This is a genomic window from Betaproteobacteria bacterium (assembly GCA_016194905.1).
Lineage (GTDB): Bacteria > Pseudomonadota > Gammaproteobacteria > Burkholderiales > JACQAP01 > JACQAP01.
Genome location: JACQAP010000005.1, coordinates 51329 through 70667, shown reverse-complemented (window position 1 = coordinate 70667; position 19339 = coordinate 51329). Strand labels below are relative to the sequence as shown.

The 19339-nt window shown below is 60.8% G+C and carries 14 protein-coding genes and 3 pseudogenes; all 17 read left to right on the top strand.

The window, feature by feature from the left end; translation table 11 throughout:
* The first annotated feature begins 3 nt into the window (after window positions 1–3).
* The 17 genes and pseudogenes from HY067_01515 to HY067_01435 all read left to right on the top strand — a co-directional run bounded on the left by HY067_01515 (window position 4) and on the right by HY067_01435 (window position 19339).
* Window positions 4–1113: pseudogene (locus HY067_01515) on the top strand (ABC transporter ATP-binding protein).
* Between the two features lie 5 nt (window positions 1114–1118).
* Window positions 1119–2219: an ABC transporter ATP-binding protein gene (locus HY067_01510; protein MBI3526625.1), complete on the top strand. Its 1101-nt coding sequence runs from the start codon at window positions 1119–1121 to the stop codon at window positions 2217–2219.
* Window positions 2212–3486, top strand: a complete 1275-nt coding sequence (locus HY067_01505) for an amidohydrolase family protein (protein ID MBI3526624.1) — start codon at window positions 2212–2214, stop codon at window positions 3484–3486. Before HY067_01510 ends, HY067_01505 begins: the two co-directional genes overlap by 8 nt.
* A 361-nt stretch (window positions 3487–3847) precedes the next feature.
* On the top strand, window positions 3848–4054 hold the full coding sequence (locus HY067_01500) for a type II toxin-antitoxin system VapB family antitoxin (protein MBI3526623.1): 207 nt from the start codon (window positions 3848–3850) through the stop codon (window positions 4052–4054).
* 238 nt (window positions 4055–4292) lie between these two features.
* Window positions 4293–6280, top strand: a pseudogene (locus HY067_01495) (SAM-dependent DNA methyltransferase).
* Complete coding sequence (locus tag HY067_01490) at window positions 6277–7485, top strand: restriction endonuclease subunit S (GenBank protein ID MBI3526622.1); 1209 nt, start codon at window positions 6277–6279, stop codon at window positions 7483–7485. Before HY067_01495 ends, HY067_01490 begins: the two are co-directional and overlap by 4 nt.
* On the top strand, window positions 7482–8624 hold the full coding sequence (locus HY067_01485; protein MBI3526621.1) for an ImmA/IrrE family metallo-endopeptidase: 1143 nt from the start codon (window positions 7482–7484) through the stop codon (window positions 8622–8624). Before HY067_01490 ends, HY067_01485 begins: the two co-directional genes overlap by 4 nt.
* Window positions 8624–9118, top strand: coding sequence for a DUF4411 family protein (locus HY067_01480; protein MBI3526620.1), 495 nt, complete (start codon window positions 8624–8626; stop codon window positions 9116–9118). Before HY067_01485 ends, HY067_01480 begins: the two co-directional genes overlap by 1 nt.
* Window positions 9115–12132 carry a type I restriction endonuclease subunit R gene (locus HY067_01475; GenBank protein ID MBI3526619.1) on the top strand — a complete coding sequence of 1006 codons (3018 nt, stop codon included), beginning with the start codon at window positions 9115–9117 and terminating at the stop codon, window positions 12130–12132. Before HY067_01480 ends, HY067_01475 begins: the two co-directional genes overlap by 4 nt.
* Before the next feature lie 329 nt (window positions 12133–12461).
* Window positions 12462–12677 carry a hypothetical protein gene (locus HY067_01470; GenBank protein ID MBI3526618.1) on the top strand — a complete coding sequence of 72 codons (216 nt, stop codon included), beginning with the start codon at window positions 12462–12464 and terminating at the stop codon, window positions 12675–12677.
* Between the two features lie 12 nt (window positions 12678–12689).
* Complete coding sequence (locus HY067_01465; GenBank protein MBI3526617.1) at window positions 12690–13043, top strand: type II toxin-antitoxin system RelE/ParE family toxin; 354 nt, start codon at window positions 12690–12692, stop codon at window positions 13041–13043.
* Window positions 13040–13393: a helix-turn-helix transcriptional regulator gene (locus tag HY067_01460; GenBank protein MBI3526616.1), complete on the top strand. Its 354-nt coding sequence runs from the start codon at window positions 13040–13042 to the stop codon at window positions 13391–13393. The genes HY067_01465 and HY067_01460 overlap by 4 nt, the downstream gene beginning before the upstream one ends.
* Before the next feature lie 31 nt (window positions 13394–13424).
* Window positions 13425–16342 (top strand): annotated as a pseudogene (locus HY067_01455) (type I restriction endonuclease subunit R).
* 4 nt (window positions 16343–16346) lie between these two features.
* A complete protein-coding gene (radC, locus tag HY067_01450) occupies window positions 16347–17009 on the top strand; it encodes a DNA repair protein RadC (GenBank protein MBI3526615.1) in 663 nt (220 codons plus the stop codon).
* A gap of 122 nt (window positions 17010–17131) precedes the next feature.
* Window positions 17132–17839: a spermidine synthase gene (locus HY067_01445; protein ID MBI3526614.1), complete on the top strand. Its 708-nt coding sequence runs from the start codon at window positions 17132–17134 to the stop codon at window positions 17837–17839.
* A 181-nt stretch (window positions 17840–18020) separates the two neighbouring features.
* Window positions 18021–18650 carry a helix-turn-helix domain-containing protein gene (locus tag HY067_01440; protein ID MBI3526613.1) on the top strand — a complete coding sequence of 210 codons (630 nt, stop codon included), beginning with the start codon at window positions 18021–18023 and terminating at the stop codon, window positions 18648–18650.
* 224 nt (window positions 18651–18874) lie between these two features.
* On the top strand, window positions 18875–19339 hold the full coding sequence (locus HY067_01435; protein MBI3526612.1) for a hypothetical protein: 465 nt from the start codon (window positions 18875–18877) through the stop codon (window positions 19337–19339).

Here is a 19339-nt window from a genome sequence, read left to right as displayed (position 1 = left end):
CAGATGGCCGATATCGTATTGAGAGACGTCGAGAAATATTTCGGCGACAACTACATCATCAGGAAGCTCAACCTGGAGATCAGGGACCGCGAATTCGTGGTCCTGCTGGGTCCGTCCGGTTGCGGCAAGACCACCACCTTGCGTGCCGTCGCGGGCCTGGAGGAGATCGATACAGGCGACATCCTGATCGACGGCAAGCCGGTGCAGGCGCTGCACGCGGCCGACCGGGACATTGCATTCGTGTTCCAGTTGTATGCGCTCTATCCCCATCTGAGCGCCTATGAAAACATCGCTTTTCCGCTGCGGGCGATGAGCGAATCGAAAGAAACGCTGGACAGCCGCGTGCGCGAAGTGGCCAAGGCGCTCAGGATCGAGCACCTGCTCGGCAAGCGGCCCGGCGCGCTGTCGGGCGGCGACCTGCAGCGGGTGGCCATCGGCCGCGCGCTGGTGCGGCGGCCCAAGGCGCTGCTGATGGATGAACCGATCGGCGCACTCGATGCCAAGCTGCGCGAGGAAATGCGCAGCGAGCTCAAGCGTCTGCACATCGAGAACGGGGCGACCACCGTCTATGTGACGCACGACCAGGTGGAAGCCATGTCCATGGCCGACCGGATCGCGATCATGAACGACGGCGTGCTGCAGTAGGTGGGCACGCCAACCGAGGTGTACCAGCACCCGGAGAACCTGTTCGTCGCCCAGTTCATCGGCAGTCCGATCATGAACGTCGTCAACGGCGCGGCGCGGCCGGGAGACGGCAGCACCAGGGTGATACTGGGCGACAACGACGCCATCCTGGACTTTCCGCAGAAGCTCCATCGCCTGGTCGTGGAAAAGAAGCATGCGGAGGACGAACTCGCCATCGGCGTGCGTCCGGAAGGCGTGCTGGTGGCGCGCAGCCAGACCGCCGGCTACATCCCGGTGGAAGCGCACATCATCGAGCCGCTCGGTCCCTTCGACATCGTCGACCTCAAGGTCGGCAGGCAGATGCTGCGCGCGCGGACGCCATCCGGTTACGTGGCGAGGGCCGGCGACGTCGTCTGGGCGAAACTGGATGAAACCCAGACCCATTTCTTCAGTACCCGCACCGGGGAATCGCTGCATATCCGCCTATAGCAGACATGGCCCACGTCAGACTCGACAACATCAGCAAGAAATTCGGCAGCCACACGGCGCTGAGCGGCCTCGACCTGGACATCGCCAGCGGCGAGTTCTTCGTGCTGCTCGGGCCGACCGGCGCGGGCAAGACGACGACGCTGCGGCTCATTGCAGGGCTGGACAATCCCAACGGCGGCAGCATCGCGATCGACGGTCACGACGTGATGAGCTGGAGCGCGGCCGAGCGCGACGTGGCGCTCGTGTTCCAGTACTACTCGCTGTATCCGCACTACACCGTGCGCCAGAACCTGGAGTTCCCTCTGAAATCGAAAGTGCGGCGCCTGTCGCAGCCTGACATCGACCAGCGCGTGGCCAAGGCGTCCAAGACGCTGCGCATCGAGCATCTGCTCGAACGCAAGACCGACCGCCTGTCGGGCGGCGAAATGCAGCGGGTGTCGATCGGCCGCGCGATCGTGCGCGAACCGAAGGTGTTCCTGATGGACGAACCGTTGTCCAACCTGGATGCCAAGTTGCGCGAGCTCCTGCGCGCCGAACTGAAGGACTTGCAGATGAAGCTCGGCGCCACCTTCCTCTATGTAACCCACGACCAGGTGGAAGCGATGTCCATGGGCGACAAGGTGGGCGTGCTCAACCAGGGCCGCATCATCCAGGCCGGCACCCCGCAGCAGATCTACAATCAGCCGCACGACACTTTCGTCGCCACTTTCGTCGGCTCCCCGGCGATGAATCTGATGCAGGCCAACGTGACAGACGGCCGCGCGGTGGTGGTGCCCGGCAAGCTGGAAGTGCCGGTGGACCAGGGGGCTGGCGGCCGGGCGGCGACGCTGTCCGGGCCGGCGACGCTGGGCGTGCGTTCGGAAGACATCATCGTCGGTCCGAACGAAACAGTTGAAGCGCGGGTACATGGGGTGGAGAATCAGGGAGTGGAGAAAGTGGTGACCCTGCGGATGGACGAATGCCTGCTCAAGGCCACCGTTCCGGCGCGGCTGGAACTGGGCATCGATACGACCGTGAGGTTTTCATTCAAACAGGAAAAGCTGCATTTTTTCGACACCGGCAGCGGAAACAACCTGTACTACGGCGAGGAGAAGAGAAATGGCTAAGATTCTGTTCAAGAACGTCAATGTGCTGGACTGCACTGGCGCGCCGCCGTACGCGGGCCAGGTGCTGGTAGAGGGCAACCGCATCAAGGCCGTCGCGCCACAAGGCTCGACGATTCCGGCCGAGGGTGCGCGGGCGGTGGATGGCGGCGGGGCGACGCTGATGCCGGGTCTGATCGAATCGCATTCCCACATCACTTTTCTGGATACGCCCGATCTTGAGGGACTCGGTTTCGTTCCGCCCGAGGAGCACATGCTGCGCACGGTGAAGAACGCAAAGAAAATGCTCGACCAGGGATTTACCGCCTGTAACAGCGCGGCGTCCGCCAAGCCGCGGCTCGACGTGGTACTGCGCAACGCGATCAATGCCGGCGACTTTCCCGGCCCGCGCACCCTGGCGGCGAGCCCGGAGATGACGGTGACGGCGGGACTGGGCGATGTGCGGCTACTGCACATGCACCGTGAAACCTTCGCGGTCATTTGCGACGGCGCCGAGGAATTCCGCAAGATGGCGCGTTTGATGGTGCGCGAAGGCGTGGACACCCTGAAAATCAACCCGTCCGGCGACGAATTCATTCCCCATGCGCGCGCTCACCATACCGTGATGAACGAAGCCGAGATCGCGGCGGTTTGCGACGTCGGCCATGCGCACGGCAAGCGCATCGCTGCTCACGCGCGCAGCGCCGAATCGGTGAAGCTGTGCCTGAAGCACGGTGTCGCGGTGATCTATCACGCGACGCTGGTGGACGACGAAGCGACCGCCGCCCTGGAGAAAGCCAAAGACTGGTGCTTCGTCGCGCCGACGCTGGGCATCAACTACACCACGCTGAACGAGGCCGCGAAGTGGGGTATCACCACGCAAGTCGCGGAGAGCATGGGCATGCGCATCGAGCTCGATACCGGCATCAAGAACATGAAGGAACTCAAGAAGCGCGGCGTGCGCGTTCTGCCCGGCGGCGACTACGGTTTCGCATGGAATCCGATCGGCACCAATGCCCGCGACATCGAGCACTTCGTTAATCTACTGGGCTTCTCGCCGATGGATGCCATCCTGTCGGCCACCAAGCTGGGCGGCGAAATCATGAAAGCGGGCAACGAAATGGGCCAAGTCCGGCCGGGTTTCCTTGCCGACATGATCCTGGTGGATGGCAACCCGGTCGCCAATGTGAAGTTGCTTCAGGACGCAAACAAACTGCTGATGATCATGAAAGACGGCCAGTTTCACAAGGAACCGCAGTTCGCCTCGCAGTCGCAGCGGCAGATCGCGTAAGAGACAAACAAAAAGAAAAAACAATAAACCTTCTTTGGGAGGGTGGGCGCCCGCTTGCGGGCGTTTTTTTTGCCCTGACGGGAAGAACAAAAGCGCTCACCGCTGAGGACGCGGATACCCTTGCGAAGCGTGGAGTACCCTTTCAGGACGCAGAGGGAAAGCGACAAAGGCGTGACGGGTGAAAAGCCGTGCTGCGTACTGCCCGACTTCGCTGCAGACCGGATTTGTCCATACGTGCTGGGTTGCTGGGAAAGGCCGTGACTGACGCGAAAGCGTACCCTTTTAGACCGGTGCCCCCGTCACGGCGGCTATACTATCGGCGGACTTGTATACGATTTTCGTACACATCCGGAGGTGCATGGTGAGAACAAGAATCGTGCTCGACGAAAAACTCGTCAGGGAAGCCATGAAGCTCGCCAACGTCAAGACCAGGCGCGAGGTCGTTGACCTTGCGCTGCGGCGTTACGTCCACAGCGGAAAACAGAAAAAACTCCTCGATCTTCAGGAATCCGGCGGCGTTCGCAAGGGCTACGACTACAAGCAGGCGCGCTCTGGCGAAAGCCGCTGAACGGCGCGTCTGACGCAAGAAGAAGCCTTGCGCCTGGCGGTCTGAAATGCTGAAAAATGTGCTGAAGACCGCTGTCAGGCCGGCACCGCAATTACCCTTCACACTTCACGTCTTCACCCTTCATTCCTATTTGGGCGGTAGTCACCCTGATGTCGGGTGGGTAGAATCCGTCAAGCTAGCAGGTTAGTGAGGCACCAACGGGACGTAAGGATCTGGGATCGAATAAGAACATCTAACTATGACGACGCCCGACCACAATTATTTTTCCAATCTAATCTGGCAGATTGCCGACCTCCTGCGTGGCCCCTATCGGCCTCCGCAGTACGAGCGCGTCATGCTGCCGATGACAGTGCTGCGCCGGTTCGACTGCGTGCTCGCCTCATCGAAAGCCAAGGTCATGGTGGAACACGCGAAGCTCAAAGGTGGCAAGGTCGAAGGCGAGGCCTTGGACCAGCGGCTGAACAAGGCCGCCGGGCAACGCTTCCATAACCACTCCCCCCTCGACTTCGAGAAGCTGAAGGGCGACCCCGACAACATCGAGAAGCACCTTGTCAGTTACATCAAAGGCTTCTCGAAGAACGTGCGAGACATCTTCGACTTCTTCGAGTTCGAGAACGAGATCGAGCGGATGCGCGAGGCGAACATCCTCTATCTCGTCGTCTCCAAGTTCTGCGACGTGGACTTGCACCCGAAGGCGGTGCCGAACGAGCAGATGGGGCTTATCTTCGAGAACCTCATCCGGCGTTTCAATGAACTGGCCAACGAGACCGCAGGCGACCACTTCACGCCGCGCGAGGTCATCCGGCTGATGGTGAACATCTTGTTCATCAATGACGACAAGCTACTCGCCACGCCCGGCACCGTGCGCAAGCTCCTCGACCCGGCCTGCGGCACTGGCGGCATGCTGGCGGAGGCGCAGAACTACCTGCGCGAGCACCACGGCGCGGCGAAACTCTACGTCTACGGACAGGACTATAACAAGCGTGCTTTCGCCACCGCGGCTTCCGACATGCTGATGAAGCAGGTTGACCACAACGGCGGCGGCAATAATGTTCGCTACGGCGACAGCTTCATCGAGGACCAGTTCGCGGGCGAGACCTTCGACTACTTCCTCACCAATCCACCTTTCGGCGTGGACTGGAAGAAGCAGCAAAAGGAGATTCAGCGGGAACACGACAAGAGCGGCTTCGATGGCCGCTTCGGCGCAGGGCTGCCGCGCGTGAACGACGGCGCGCTGCTCTTCCTGCAGCACATGGTCGACAAGTTCGAGCCCGTGCGCCCGGCGGAACACAAGCACGGCTCGCCATCGTCTTCAGCGGCTCGCCGCTTTTCACCGGTGGCGCGGGCTCGGGCGAAAGCGACATCCGCAAGTGGATCATCGAGAACGACTGGCTAGAGGCCATCATCGCCCTGCCGGAGCAGATGTTCTACAACACCGGCATCGGCACCTACGTCTGGATCGTCGCCAACCGCAAGGAGAAGCGGCGCAAGGGCAAGATCCAGCTCCTCGATGCGCGCGACGTGTGGACGGCAGGCGGCAGCGAAGACAACAAGCGCAGCCTCGGCGACAAGCGCCGGCACATCACCGGGAGCCAGATTGCGGAGATCGTGAAACTCTACGGCCGGCAGACCGACGGCGAGACCTCCAGGACCTTCGACAACACCGACTTCGGCTACACCCGCGTGACCGTCGAGCGGCCCCTGCGCCTGTGCTACCAGATGACCGTTGACGACAAGGCCCGCTTCCTCGACGCCTGCCCGCACCTGCTCGATGACGTGCAGGCGATCGACAAGGCGCTGGGCCGCGAGCCGCAGCGCGACTGGAATGCGGTGTGGAGCCGCATCGAGGACCTGCTGCACGAGCGCAAGTCGCGCTGGAAGGCAACCGAGCAGAAGCTCTTCCGCGGCGTCTTCACACAGAAGGACCCAGACGCCGAGCTGGTCGCCAGGGGCGGGCGCGACGACGGGTACGAGCCGGACGCCGACCTGCGCGATTTCGAGAACGTGCCGCTCAAGGACGACATCGACGCCTACTTCGAGCGCGAGGTGCGCCCGCATGTGCCCGACGCCTGGATGGACCGCAGCAAGGACAAGGTGGGCTACGAGATCAACTTCAACCGCCACTTCTACAAGTACACGCCGCCGAGACCGCTGGAGGAGATCGATGCGGAGCTGAAGAAGGCGGAGGAGGACATCATGCGGTTGCTGCGGGAGGTGACGGAGTGAGCCAGTCATCGGACTGGCTCGACGCGCTACCGCGCCATTGGGAGCGCAAGAAATTGAAGTACGTCGCTTCCTTGCGGAGTGGCGAAGCCATTACCACCGATGACATCGCTGAAACAGGCGAGTACGCGGTCTTCGGTGGCAACGGACTCCGGGGTTACACGACCGCATATACCCACTGCGGTCGCCACGTTCTCATTGGCCGTCAGGGAGCGTTGTGCGGGAATATCAACTATGCGACAGGATGCTTCTGGGCATCTGAACATGCGGTTGTGGCTACGATAAAAGCAGACGCCGATGTGACTTGGCTCGGCGAAGTGCTGCGGTCAATGAACTTGAATCAGTACTCGCAATCGGCCGCCCAGCCGGGCCTTGCGGTCGACGTAATTGCTAACCTCGAACTTCCCGTGCCGCCGTATCGGGAGCAGCGTGCCATCGCCGACTACCTCGACCGCGAGACGGCGCGGTTGGATGCGCTGGTGGCGGCGAAGGAGCGGGTGCTCGTGCTGTTGGCCGAGAAGCGCCGGGCGCTCATCACTCGCGCCGTCACCCGCGGCCCCGACCCCCGTGCCCCCCTCCGCGACTCCGGCGTCCCCTGGCTCGGCGAGATTCCGGCGCATTGGGAGATAGAGCGTTCGAGATGGCTGTTCAAAGAACGCGATCAGCGGTCCGAAACGGGCGAGGAAGAGCTCCTTACGGTGTCGCATCTCACAGGGGTCACTCTCCGCTCTGAGAAAGACGTCAACATGTTCGAGGCGGAGACAACTGAAGGATACAAGATCTGCTTCTCGGGGGACCTCGTCATCAACACGCTGTGGGCATGGATGGGTGCGATGGGCGTGTCGCCCGTAAACGGCATCGTCAGCCCAGCGTACAACGTGTACCAGCCCGGGACGCGACTTGAACCGGCCTACGTGGACCTGATGGTTCGCTTGCCTGTCTTCGCTCAGGAAGTCACCCGATACTCAAAAGGTGTCTGGTCGTCGCGGCTCAGGCTCTATCCCGAGGGCTTCTTTGAAGTCTTTCTTCCGGTGCCTCCGTTGGTGGAACAGCGAGAGATCGTCTCCAGCGTGGCTAGAGAACTCACAAAGCTGGACGGACTGCGCTCTGCGACAGAACGCACCATCGCTCTGCTGAAAGAGCGCCGGGCCGCCCTCATTGCGGCTGCTGTGACGGGCAAGCTCGACGTGGGAGAATTCGCGGCATGACGCGCGTCGCCATCCAACCTAAAATGTTGCGCTGGGCCTGGGAGCGAGCTGGCATGGACCCGGGCGACCTGGCCTACCGCATTCCGCAGCTTCCGACTTGGGTGCGTCGCGAGAAGCAGCCGACGCTGAAGCAGCTCGAAGGCTTCGCCAAGGCCACGCATACGCCGATTGGATACCTCTTCCTTCCAGAACCCCCGGTCGAGCGTGTGCCGATTCCGGATTTCCGCACCGTCGCCAACGAGCGCATCGATCACCCGAGCCCCGACCTGCTCGATACGCTGTACATCTGCCAGCAGCGCCAGGAGTGGTACCGGGACTTTGCCCGGTCCATGGGAGAGGTGCCATTGGCGTTCGTCGGCTCCGTGCGGGTGGCGGACGACGTGGTCCGAACAGCGGCGCTGATCCGTCACGCGCTCGCGTTTGACATCGACGAGCGGCGCCAGATGCCGACTTGGACCGACGCGCTGCGCCGGTTCATCGGGCAAGCGGACGCGCTGGGTGTGCTCGTCATGGTGAGTGGAGTGGTGGGCAGCAACAATAGGCGCAAGCTTGATCCCCAGGAGTTTCGCGGGTTCGCACTGGCTGATGACCTCGCCCCGCTCGTCTTTATCAACGGCGCGGACAGCAAGGCGGCGCAGATGTTCACGTTGGCCCACGAGCTGGTGCACATATGGCTCGGCCAGTCCGCCCTCTCCGATGCGCAGGCCGCATCGGTGCCCGAACACGAGGTTGAGCGCTGGTGCAACCAGGTTGCCGCCGAGCTGCTCGTGCCGCTGGAGGTTCTCCGCGCCCAGTACGACCGCCGCGCCGAACTGCGCGCCGAATTGGACCGACTGGCGCGACGGTTCAAGGTGAGCACACTGGTTATCTTGCGCAGAATCCACGACGCCGGCGGTCTGAAAGGTGAGGCGTACTGGCGAGCTTACGAGGAAGAGCTTGCCCGCCTGCGCGCACTCCCGAAGGGAAGCGGCGGCGATTTCTACCTGACCATCGGCGCCAGGACGAGCAAGCGCTTCGCCCGGGCCTTGGTGGTCAGCACGCTGGAAGGTCAGACTAGATATATCGATGCATTTCGCCTCCTTGGCTTCTCGAAGCTCGCGACTTTCCGCGAGCTTGGCCATAGCCTGGGAGTCGCCTGATGGCGTACCTGCTCGATGCCGACGTGTTCATTGCTGCGAAGAACCTCCACTATGGACTCGACTTCTGTCCGGCCTTCTGGGATTGGCTGATCGTCACGAATACAGCCGATCAAGTGTTCAGCATCGAAAAGGTAGGCGACGAAATCGCGGCTGGCGGCGATGATCTCTCGACGTGGGCTGGCGCGCGCGGGCCAGGCTTCTTTCTGAAACCCGACTCGAAAGTATTGCCAGCTCTCGGCTCGGTCAGTACATGGGTCACCGGTCAAGGCTACGAGCCCGCTGCAGTGAACACGTTTCTCCAGGTGGCCGACTACTACCTCATCGCTCATGCGTTGGCTCATGGCTACATCGTCGTCACCCATGAGAAGGCGGCTCCTCAGGCAAAGAAAGTCAAGATTCCCAACGTCTGCATCGGGCTTGGCGTCAAGTGCATGACACCATACGAAATGCTCCGGTTTGAGCGCGCACGCTTTGTACTGGGGCCGCAATCATGAATCGAACGAACGAGGCGGCGTTCGAGACCGTCATCGAGGCGCACCTGCTTCAGAATGGCTACGTGCGGATCGCGCCCGAGGGCTTCGACCGCGAGCGCGCGATCTTCCCCGAGACGGTGCTCGCTTTCATCCGCGAGACGCAACCGAAGGAGTGGGCGAAGCTGGAGGCGTTGCACGGGGACAAGACCGGGGAGCAAATCCTCGGCGACCTGTGCAAGTGGATGGACGCCAACGGTGCGCTCGCGACCCTGCGCCACGGCTTCAAGTGCTATGGGCGGACGCTGCATGCGGCGTTCTTCAAGGCAGCGCACGACCTGAACCCGGAGCTGGAGGCTCGCTACGCTGCGAACCGCCTTGGGCTGACCCGACAGCTTCACTTCTCGCCGCGCTCCGAGAAATCCCTCGATGTCACGCTGAGCCTGAACGGTATTCCAGTAGCCACGGTGGAACTGAAGAATCCGCTCACGGGCCAGCGCGTTGAGGATGCCCGTCGGCAGTACAAGCAGGACCGCGATCCGCGCGAGCCGATCTTCGAGTTCAAACGCCGCACCCTGGTCCACTTCGCGGCGGATACCGAGTCGGTGCTGATGACGACCCGCTTGGCGGGTACCGCGACGCACTTTCTTCCGTTCAACAAGGGTTGCGACGGCGGCGCCGGCAACCCGCCCGATCCGGCTGGGCGGACCTACCGCACGGCCTATTTGTGGGAAGAGGTGCTGCAGCGGGACAGCTTGCTCGATCTCCTTGCACGCTTCATCCACTTGCAGATCGACGAGAAGCGTGACGACCAGGGCCGCAAGGTCAAGACGGAGTCGATGATCTTCCCCCGTTACCACCAACTTCAGGCGGTGCGCATGCTGGTGGACGCCGCCCGTAGCGAGGGTGTGGGGCACAACTACCTCGTCGAGCACTCGGCGGGCAGCGGCAAGAGCAACACGATCGGTTGGCTGACGCATCGGCTGGCGTCCCTGCACGACGCGGCAAACCAACGGGTATTCGACAGCGTGATCGTGGTGACCGACCGGGTAGTGCTCGACCAGCAGCTTCAGGACACCATCTACCAGTTCGAACACAAGCGTGGCGTCGTGCAGCGAATCGACGAGAGTTCGCGGCAGCTCGCCGAGGCGCTCGAGAATGCCGTTCCCGTGATCATCACGACACTGCAGAAGTTCCCCTTCGTGTCCCGCCAGTTGCTGAAGATGGCGGAGGAGCGCGGGACGACAGGAACTGGGACGCTCGCCACCAGGCGTTGCGCAGTGATCATCGACGAAGCCCACAGTTCGCAGGGTGGCGAGACGGCGACCGACCTCAAGGAGGTACTGGGCGGCGAGGGCTTGCGGGAAGAGGCCAGTAAGCGCGCGGCCGAGGAAGGCCGGGAAGACATGGAAGAGCTCTTCCGCAGCATGGCCAAGCGTGGCAAGCAGTCGAACTTGAGCTTCTTCGCCTTTACCGCCACGCCCAAGCACAAGACACTCGCGGTGTTCGGCCGCGATGGACGGCCCGCTCACCGCTACACGATGCGGCAGGCGATCGAGGAGGAGTTCATCCTCGACGTGCTGAAGAACTACACGACTTACGCGACCTATTTCAAGCTGCTCAAGGCCTGCGAGGACGATCCCAACGTCGAACGCAAGAAGGCCGCACAGGCGTTGGCGCGCTTCATGAAGCTGCACCCGCACAACATCGCGCAAAAGACCGAGGTGATGGTCGAGCACTTCCAGGCCGTCACTCGGCACAAGATCGGTGGGCGAGCGAAGGCGATGGTGGTGACCGGCTCGCGCCTCGAGGCTGTGCGCTACAAGCAGAGCTTCGATCGCTACATCCGGGAGAAGGGCTACGCCATCAAGTCGCTGGTGGCCTTTTCGGGCACGGTGCTGGACGATAAGCTCGACGGCGTCAGCTACACGGAACAGGGCATGAATCACGGCATCGCCGAGAAGGAGCTCCCCGAGAAGTTCGCGACCCAGGAGTACCAGGTCTTGCTTGTCGCAGAGAAGTACCAGACGGGGTTTGATCAGTCGCTCCTGCACACGATGTTCGTGGACAAACGGCTTGCCGGGATCCAGGCCGTGCAGACACTGTCGCGCCTGAACCGCATTCACCCGTTCAAGGAAGACACATTCGTCCTCGACTTCGTGAACGACCGCGAAGAAATTCGCGAGGCCTTTGCAACGTACTACGAAGGCGCCGAGATAGGGGAGGAAGTTGATCCGGCTCGTATGTATGCGATCAAGGGTGAACTGGATGCATCGGGCGTTTATCTCGACGAGGAAGTCGAACGTTTTTGCGCCGTCTACTTCATGCCGAAACAACGGCAGAGTCCGTCAGACCATCAAGCGATGAACACGGCTTTGGATCCTGCGGTGTCACGCTTTACCGTGCGACAGAAGACCAGCGAGGAAGAAGCTGAGTTGTGGAGAGGCAAGGTACAAGCCTTTCGGAACCTCTATGGCTTTTTGAGTCAGGTGATTCCCTATCAGGATTCGGACCTTGAGCGGTTGTACGTCTTCCTGCGTCATCTCGCGGCGAAGCTGCCCAGGCGAATGAGTGGCCCCGCCTATCAGTTCGATGAAGAAGTGCAGCTTGAGTATTACCGCTTGCAGAAAATTAGTGAGGGCTCAATCAGTCTTTCCAAAGAGTATGCGCGACCGCTGGACGGACCGACTGAAGTCGGCAGTGGCCTCGCAGCACGTGAGCCGGTACTGCTCTCACGCCTGATAGATCTGGTTAACGAGCGCTTTGGCACGGATTTTAATCAAGCTGATCAATTATTCTTTGATCAGATCGTCGAGGCGGCGATAACGGACGAAGGTCTCAAGCAGGCCGCGATCGTGAACCCCGAGGATAAGTTCGCGCTCGTGTTCAAGAATCTTCTCGAAACGCTCTTTGTCGAACGCATGGATCAGAACGAGGAGATCTTCATTCGCTATATGAACGACATTGCGTTTCAGAAGACGGTGACAGCATGGATGGCTGCGGAGTCGTATCGGAGGTTGCGAGACAAGTCGCGGTGAGACTAGGCAAAAGATTAAGGGGAACGTACTCAAAGTGGGGTTTTCCCTGCCCATATTGGATATGAATCCGGTCCCGCTTCACCGAGCATCCGGGACTGAAAGCAGGGGAGCCGTTATCTCCTTGCCCACGAAAAGGATTGCCTGATCATGGGAACCGTCTACCAGATCGGATGCCGCGCCTGCGGCTATAGCGCCCACGTCTCCGGCGGAAGGGATTTCGGGATGGATATCACTTTGTTCACCTGCGTCTGCGGCGATTGCCGCGCGTTAGCACCCAACTAAACCTTAACAACGTGCGGATCGGGACCAACTTCGCGGCGTTTCCCCCCTTGAAGGAGCAAAAGACGATTGGTGAGTATCTCGACATGAAAGAACAAGAAGCTCTCGCAGTAAAGGAAACGCTGAACCAACAAATCGCCACCCTCACCGCCTATCGAAAATCGCTGATTCACGAGTGCGTCACCGGCCAGCGGCGGGTGACGGAGGCGGACTTGGCGGCCGCGAAGCGGACGGAGGCACCTCAGGCAAGGCAACATCAAATTTGATGTTTACTTAAAATGGAGTTCACCGTAGAATACTATGAGACTGTGGCGGGGAGGTGTCCCGTACGCGAGTTTCTCGATGAGCTGGAGGCGAGCGATCCGGACGACTTTGCGGCGGTCTTCGCTGGCCTGGGAAAGCTACGAAGCCGACAGGCTCATCGCGAACCGTTGACCAAGGCGTTGGGCGACGGATTGTTTGAATTGCGCCACGTCGGCAATTTGAACACGCGCGTGCTGTGGTTCTTTATGAAAGGCCGGCGCATCGTCGCCGTTCACGGCATCCGCAGCAAAGGCCAGGCCATCGCAGCTCGCGACCTCGGCACGGCCCGGGAGCGGATGCGCGACTGGCAGGAGAGAATGAAATTATGAAGAAAACTAATTTTGACCTTCACCTCGAAGAGCAACTCCGTGATCCGGATTTTGCGGAGCGGTTCAAGCGGGCGGGCGAGGCGTGGGATGTGGCGCTGCAGATCGCCGCGCTGCGCGAGCAGGCGGGACTTTCGCAAAAGGAACTCGCGCGGCGGCTTAAGACGTCGCAGCAGCAGATCAGCCGGCTCGAATCGCCCGATTACGAAGGCCATTCTCTGGCCAACCTGCGACGCGTCGCCGAAGCGCTGCACGCGCGCGTGCGGGTGGTGTTCGAGCCGGATGAAAAGAGCGTCAAGCGGGTGGCGCAGCCCACCGCCCCTTACCGCGTCAAACGCGCTTCCGCGAAGTAATCATTCGGGACTGCGGCCAGGCGGACTGAACATGGCGCGCAAGAAGGCTCCTGAGCTCACATTCCAGCAGCACATCGCGGATTTTCTCGTCCGCGAGCACAAGTATGGCGTGCTCGAACAGGCCGACATCACCGACACCGAGCATTACATCGCTGAAGATCAACTCTGGGCCTTTCTCAAGGCCACGCAGAACGACACGCTCAAGAAGCTCACTGACGAATATGGCACGGATGCGCGGGATGAGGTATTCAAGGCCCTGCGCAAGGAACTGGAGCACACGCCGTTGTGGATGCTCCTCCGCCACGGCCTCAAGGTTCGCGGGCTGGAGCTGCGGCTCTACTACCCCAAGCCCCGCTCTGCCGAGAGCGCCGCTGCCAGGAAACACGGCGAGAATCGCATTACCTTTCGCCCGCATTTCTATTTCGGCGAGACCAATCAGGAGATTGATTTCGTCTTCTTCCTCAACGGCCTGCCCATCGTGGCGCTGGAGTTGAAACACGAGAAGAACCAGACCGTGCATGACGCTGTCGCGCAGTTCGCCGCCCGCGACCACGCTCACAAGATCTTCCAGCATCCGTTCCTCTACCTCGCCGCCGACACCAGCGACGCAATGGCCGCCACCGACCCGCGCCGGGAACAGAACTTCCGCTGGCACAACACGGGCCTGACGAACACGCCGCAAACGGCGACTGAATACCCGGTGGAGTTCCTGTACCGCGAGGTGTTGGCGAAGGACCAGTTGCTCGAAGCGCTCGCTTTCTTCCTCGTCCGCGTGCCCCAGCGCGACGCGGAGGACGACAAGCCGGAGCGTCCGGCCTTCACCCTGTTCCCGCGCTATCACCAGAGCCGCACGGTGCGGAAGGTTACGGACGACATCTCGGCGCAATTCGCCGCGAAGGCCGATATCGGCCGCAAGTATCTGGTCAATCATTCGGCGGGCAGCGGCAAGACGCTGACCATGTGCTGGCTGGCGGACCGCCTCCACAGTCTGTTCAAGCCCGGCACGAGCGAGAAGCTCGTGGACCTGGTGTTCATCCTCACAGACCGGAAATCGCTCGATACGAATATCAAGGACGAGATCGAGAACTTCACTCACCTCAAGGATGTCGTTGGCCTGGCGCGGAAGGCTGAGGACCTGCCGCGGTTCCTGACGGGCCGCAAGCCGATCATCGTCACCACGCAGCAGAAGTTCGCCTGGGTGCTGGAGGAGATCGAGAAGAATTCCGAACTGAAGAAACTCCGGGTGGCTTTCCTGATTGACGAAGCCCACCGCTCGCAGGAAGGTCAGATGGGTGCGGCCATTCGATTGCCGTTCCGCAGAGCGGACGATCCTGATGCCGAGGCTCCCGAGCAAGATCTCGAAGAACAACTCGCCAGGATCATCCGCGAGCATGACCTCAATCAGATGATCGTCGCGTTCACTGCGACGCCTGCCCCGGCCACCGTCACCCTTTTCGGCGAGCCGTTCGACACCTACTCCGAGGCCGAGGCCATCGCCGAAGGCTACATCGTGGATGTGGCGGCCAGCATCATTTCCTACAAGACGCTCTACAACGCGCATTGCCCGGTCGTGCCCAAGCTGGACGAGGAGAAACTCTATCCCAAGGGGGTCGTGTCCAAGGCGCTCCAGAACGTGGCCTTCCAGGATGATGGCCTGATTCAGTACAAGGCCGAGGTGATGCTGCGCATCTTCGAGAAGGACGTGATGCCGCTCATCGGCGGACGCGCCAAGGCGATGATCGTGACCACCTCGCGCGTCGCCGGGCTGCGCTATTTCCAGATCATCAAGGAGAAGCTCAAGGAGCGCGGCGCGGCCTACAAGGCGCTCTATGCCTTCTCGGATTTCGTTCATCCGGAGACCAACGCGGCGATCTCCGAGCACGCAGTCAACGAATTGAAGGACGGTGAGTTGATCGAGCAGCGGTTCGAGGGCGACGACTACCGCCTGATGATCGTGGCCAACAAGTTCCAGACAGGTTTCGACCAGCCTCTGCTGGCCGGCATGTTCCTCGACAAGCCGGTCGCGGACCGCAACGCCATGCAGACGCTGTCGCGGCTGAACCGCTGCTACGAAGGCAAGGATCGTGTCGTGGTCGTGGACTTCACCAACAACGCCAAGGCGATCCTCAAGGCGTTCGTCAAATACCGAAAAGGCACGCCCTTCGAGCCGGAAGAGCCGGACCAGTACCTCTGCCCGAAATTGCACGCCGAGATTCTGGCTGCGGCGGTGTTCACGCAGAAGGATGCTGCTGATCTCGCAAAGCTGCTCGCGACCGGCACGGATGCCCAGGTGCAGTTCTCGGTCAACGCGCTGCGGACTCGCTTTCAGGCGAAACTCACCGACCCGGAAGAGCGCAAGGAATTCGTTTACCTGCTTGCCCGCTTCGTGAAGAGTTTTCACTTCCTCACTTGCTTCTTCACCTTTGCGCCGGAGATCAAGCAACTCGCCACGTTTGCCGAATACGTCGGCCCGCAACTCATCAAACAAGGCAGTGTGTCCGAGTTGATGAAGCAGATTCGCCAGACAGAAGTCATCAAGGCCGCTGTTGAATATCAGGGCGTAGAGAGGGGCGGTGGAACGGTCAAACTCAAACCGGGAGCTGGTAAGAAGGGCTCTGGCCCGCCCCCGAAGAAGGTGTCCGTTCAGGACATGATCGCAGAGATCCAGGCCAGGTTCGCTATCACTGACGAGGAGGCGCTCTACATCAAGCAGGTCACGGAGGAGAAAGCCGCGACCCAGCCATTCGCAGCACGGTCACCGCCCACCGGGACGACGGCATCTACCTCGAAGGCGCTTATCGCGGGCAGGTGAACGGCGAGATTCAAACCGCCTATGACGCGCGAGGACGCTACGAGGAATTGTCGGATCCGAAGTACACGGACCCCAGCGGCATCTTCGACATCATGGCGTTCACCGTGATCCAGCACCATCTGTCATTCGCGGCATGAGGCGATGAGCAAGACCATTCACCAGATGCCCGAAGCCGACCGGCCGCGAGAGAAGCTGCTCCGGAAAGGCGCGGCTGCCTTGAGCGATCGGGAACTGCTGGCGGTTCTGCTTGGGAAAGGCACGCCCGGGATGGATGTCATGACCCTCGCCGGGAAGCTGGCGCGGCTCATTGACGAGAAGGGCCTGGAAGTGAAGGCCGAAGACCTGACGCAGTTCGAAGGCGTGGGCGACGCGAAGGCCACCCTGATTCTCGCGGCGATCGAGTTCGCCCGCCGCCGCATCAAACCGGAGGGCGCTAAGATTGAAACCCCGGCCGATCTGTTGCCTCACATCCGGCACTACGCCGACCGGAAGCAGGAGCACTTTCTATGCGCCAGCATCAATGGCGCGAATGAAGTGCTGAACATCCGCGTCGTTTCGATTGGCCTGATTGACCGCAGCCCGGTTCATCCGCGCGAAGTCTTCGCGGATGCGCTGTTCGACCGTGCTTCAGCCGTCATCGTTGCCCACAATCACCCCAGCGGTGGTGTTGAACCGTCGCAAAGTGACATCAACATCACCGCTCAGCTCAAAGCGGCGGGTGAAATCGTAGGCATCGAACTGCTGGACCACATCATCTTCAACAGGATTGAATACTTCAGTTTTCTGGAAGCCGGAAAGCTGTAAGGACTCATAACGCGATAAGGCGAACCTGGATATTTTCTTGCTGAAAGATGGCGTGCTGGAGGAGTTCGCTAATCTATCCATGCCCCAAATTATCGCGCCGGACATTACGAATAACCTGGAAGATGAAACCCGACTTCGAAGAACTGGACTATTGCAATACGCCAATGGGCGAAATCACCCTGCGGCGGCGCACTGAGCCCAGGCTCCGCGTCGAGGTGTACGAAGTGAAACTTGGCGACGAGTTCCTGATGTCGAGCCTGTTCACCGATGGCGAGGTTGCGCTGGCGAGGCTCGCGCTGGCGGCATGCGAGGCCGGGCCGCTGGACGTTGCGGTCGGCGGCCTGGGACTGGGCTACACAGCGCGCGCCGTGCTGGACCATGTCGCCGTGCGCTCGTTGTTGGTGGTCGAGGCGTTGCCGGTGGTGATCGACTGGCACCGGCGCGGACTGGTGCCCCTGGGCGCCGGATTGAGCGCCGATTCTCGCTGCGAATTCCTCGTCGGCGATTTCTACGCGCGGGTGAATTCCAATGGCATCGATCCGCGGGTTCCGGACAAGCGGTTCCACGCGATCCTGCTGGACATCGATCACTCCCCCGGCCATGTGCTTTATCCGGATCACGCTGCGTTTTATTCGTCGGATGGTTTGCGCCGCCTCGCCGCCCACCTTCAGCCGCGAGGCGTTTTCGGACTGTGGTCGAATGACCCGCCGGACGAGACTTTCCAAGCGACCCTGGCCCGGGTGTTTTCTTCAGTGGAGGCGCATGTGGTCGGGTTCCATAATCCGCTGCAGGACCGCGAAGCGACGAACACGGTGTACCTGGCGTGGTGAGTGAAGGCTGGGGAAAGGTGAGGGGGCAGGTCTTGTTCTGGCAGGCGCTAACTGAAGCCCCGAACTTGCGGCCATGTGAGTCTGCATTTGGATGCATCGCGCCACAACGGAGAGCGGACATCACGGACGGGGTAAGGCAGAAAGCTTGAACATACCCAAAATGGGCATTAATATGCCCAATATGGGTACGAATGCAAAAACTCCGGTTTCCAAGGTCCGAGCAGGGACTAGCCTCGCCGACGCACTTTTTTCGTCGATCCAGCAGCGCGTCCTTGCTTATCTCTTTGGCCAACCCGAGCGCAGTTTCTTCGCCACGGAACTGATCAAGCTTGTCGGCGGCGGCTCGGGCGCCGTGCAGCGCGAACTTGCGCGTCTGGAGGACAGCGGCCTCGTGACGGTTACCAGGGTAGGGACACAGAAGCATTATCAGGCCAATCCGAAGTCCCCGATATTCTCCGAGCTTTGCGCCATTGCGCAAAAAACCGTGGGACTGGCCGAGCCATTGCGGGATGCGTTGAAGCCGTTGGCCAAACACATCTCTGCGGCATTCGTCTATGGCTCAGTCGCCAAGAAGCAGGACGCGGCGGCAAGCGACATTGATCTGATGGTGGTAAGCGGCAACCTGGCTTACGCCGATCTTTTCGCCGCGCTGGAGGATGTTTCGGCACGGCTTGGCCGGAAAGTGAATCCGACGGTGTACTCGCCGCAGGAGTTGGCAAAACGCATGAAGCAGGGCAATGCGTTCGTTACGCGGGTATGGGCACAGCCCAAAATCTGGCTCGTCGGTGGCGAAAGTGACATCGCCGCTTGAAAACTTGTGTGGCCCAAACAAGGCCCTGCGGCGGGAGCCGCTGCTCTCGACAAGTTACCGCCGCCCACTTGACGGGTAAAAGGGATGCCTGTAACCCGCCGAACACAAAAGTGCCAGGGTAGGTCTTGTTTCTTGCCGGCGTGAACTGAAGCCCGAACTGCGACCAGGTGAGTCGGATGTTGATTCATTGCACTCAGAAGCTCTTGGCGGAGATCCCGGATCGCATGATTGATCCGACCGCCTCCGGCGAGAGCTGGCACGCCAATGTATTGCGGTTCGATCGTCGCAAGTGCGTGCTATTCACGCACGACGTAACCTTGTACTCGGTATTCGTTCCGGGACTGAAGAAACCGGAGTTCGAGCATCTCGACCAAGTCTTTGGCCAGCGTCTGTTCAAGGCGCTGATGTGGGATGAATTTACCCAAATGCAGATCGAGCGGATGCTGGAAGCTTGCAGCGTGATCCGCTTCACCCGTTCCAGCAACCGAAGCGTGCTGGGTTCGATGAACGACATGCGGTTTCAAATTGGATGGCACGTGGAAGACGAAGGCGGCCTGGCGAACGTTGACCTGGCTCAATTCCACCACCGGTTGAACCGCATTCCCTTCGGTGCCATCGGCTACGGCTATCCGGTCGACAGGCTTCAGGAGTACCTGTCGCAAGCTGCAATAGACACACATAGACTGTGA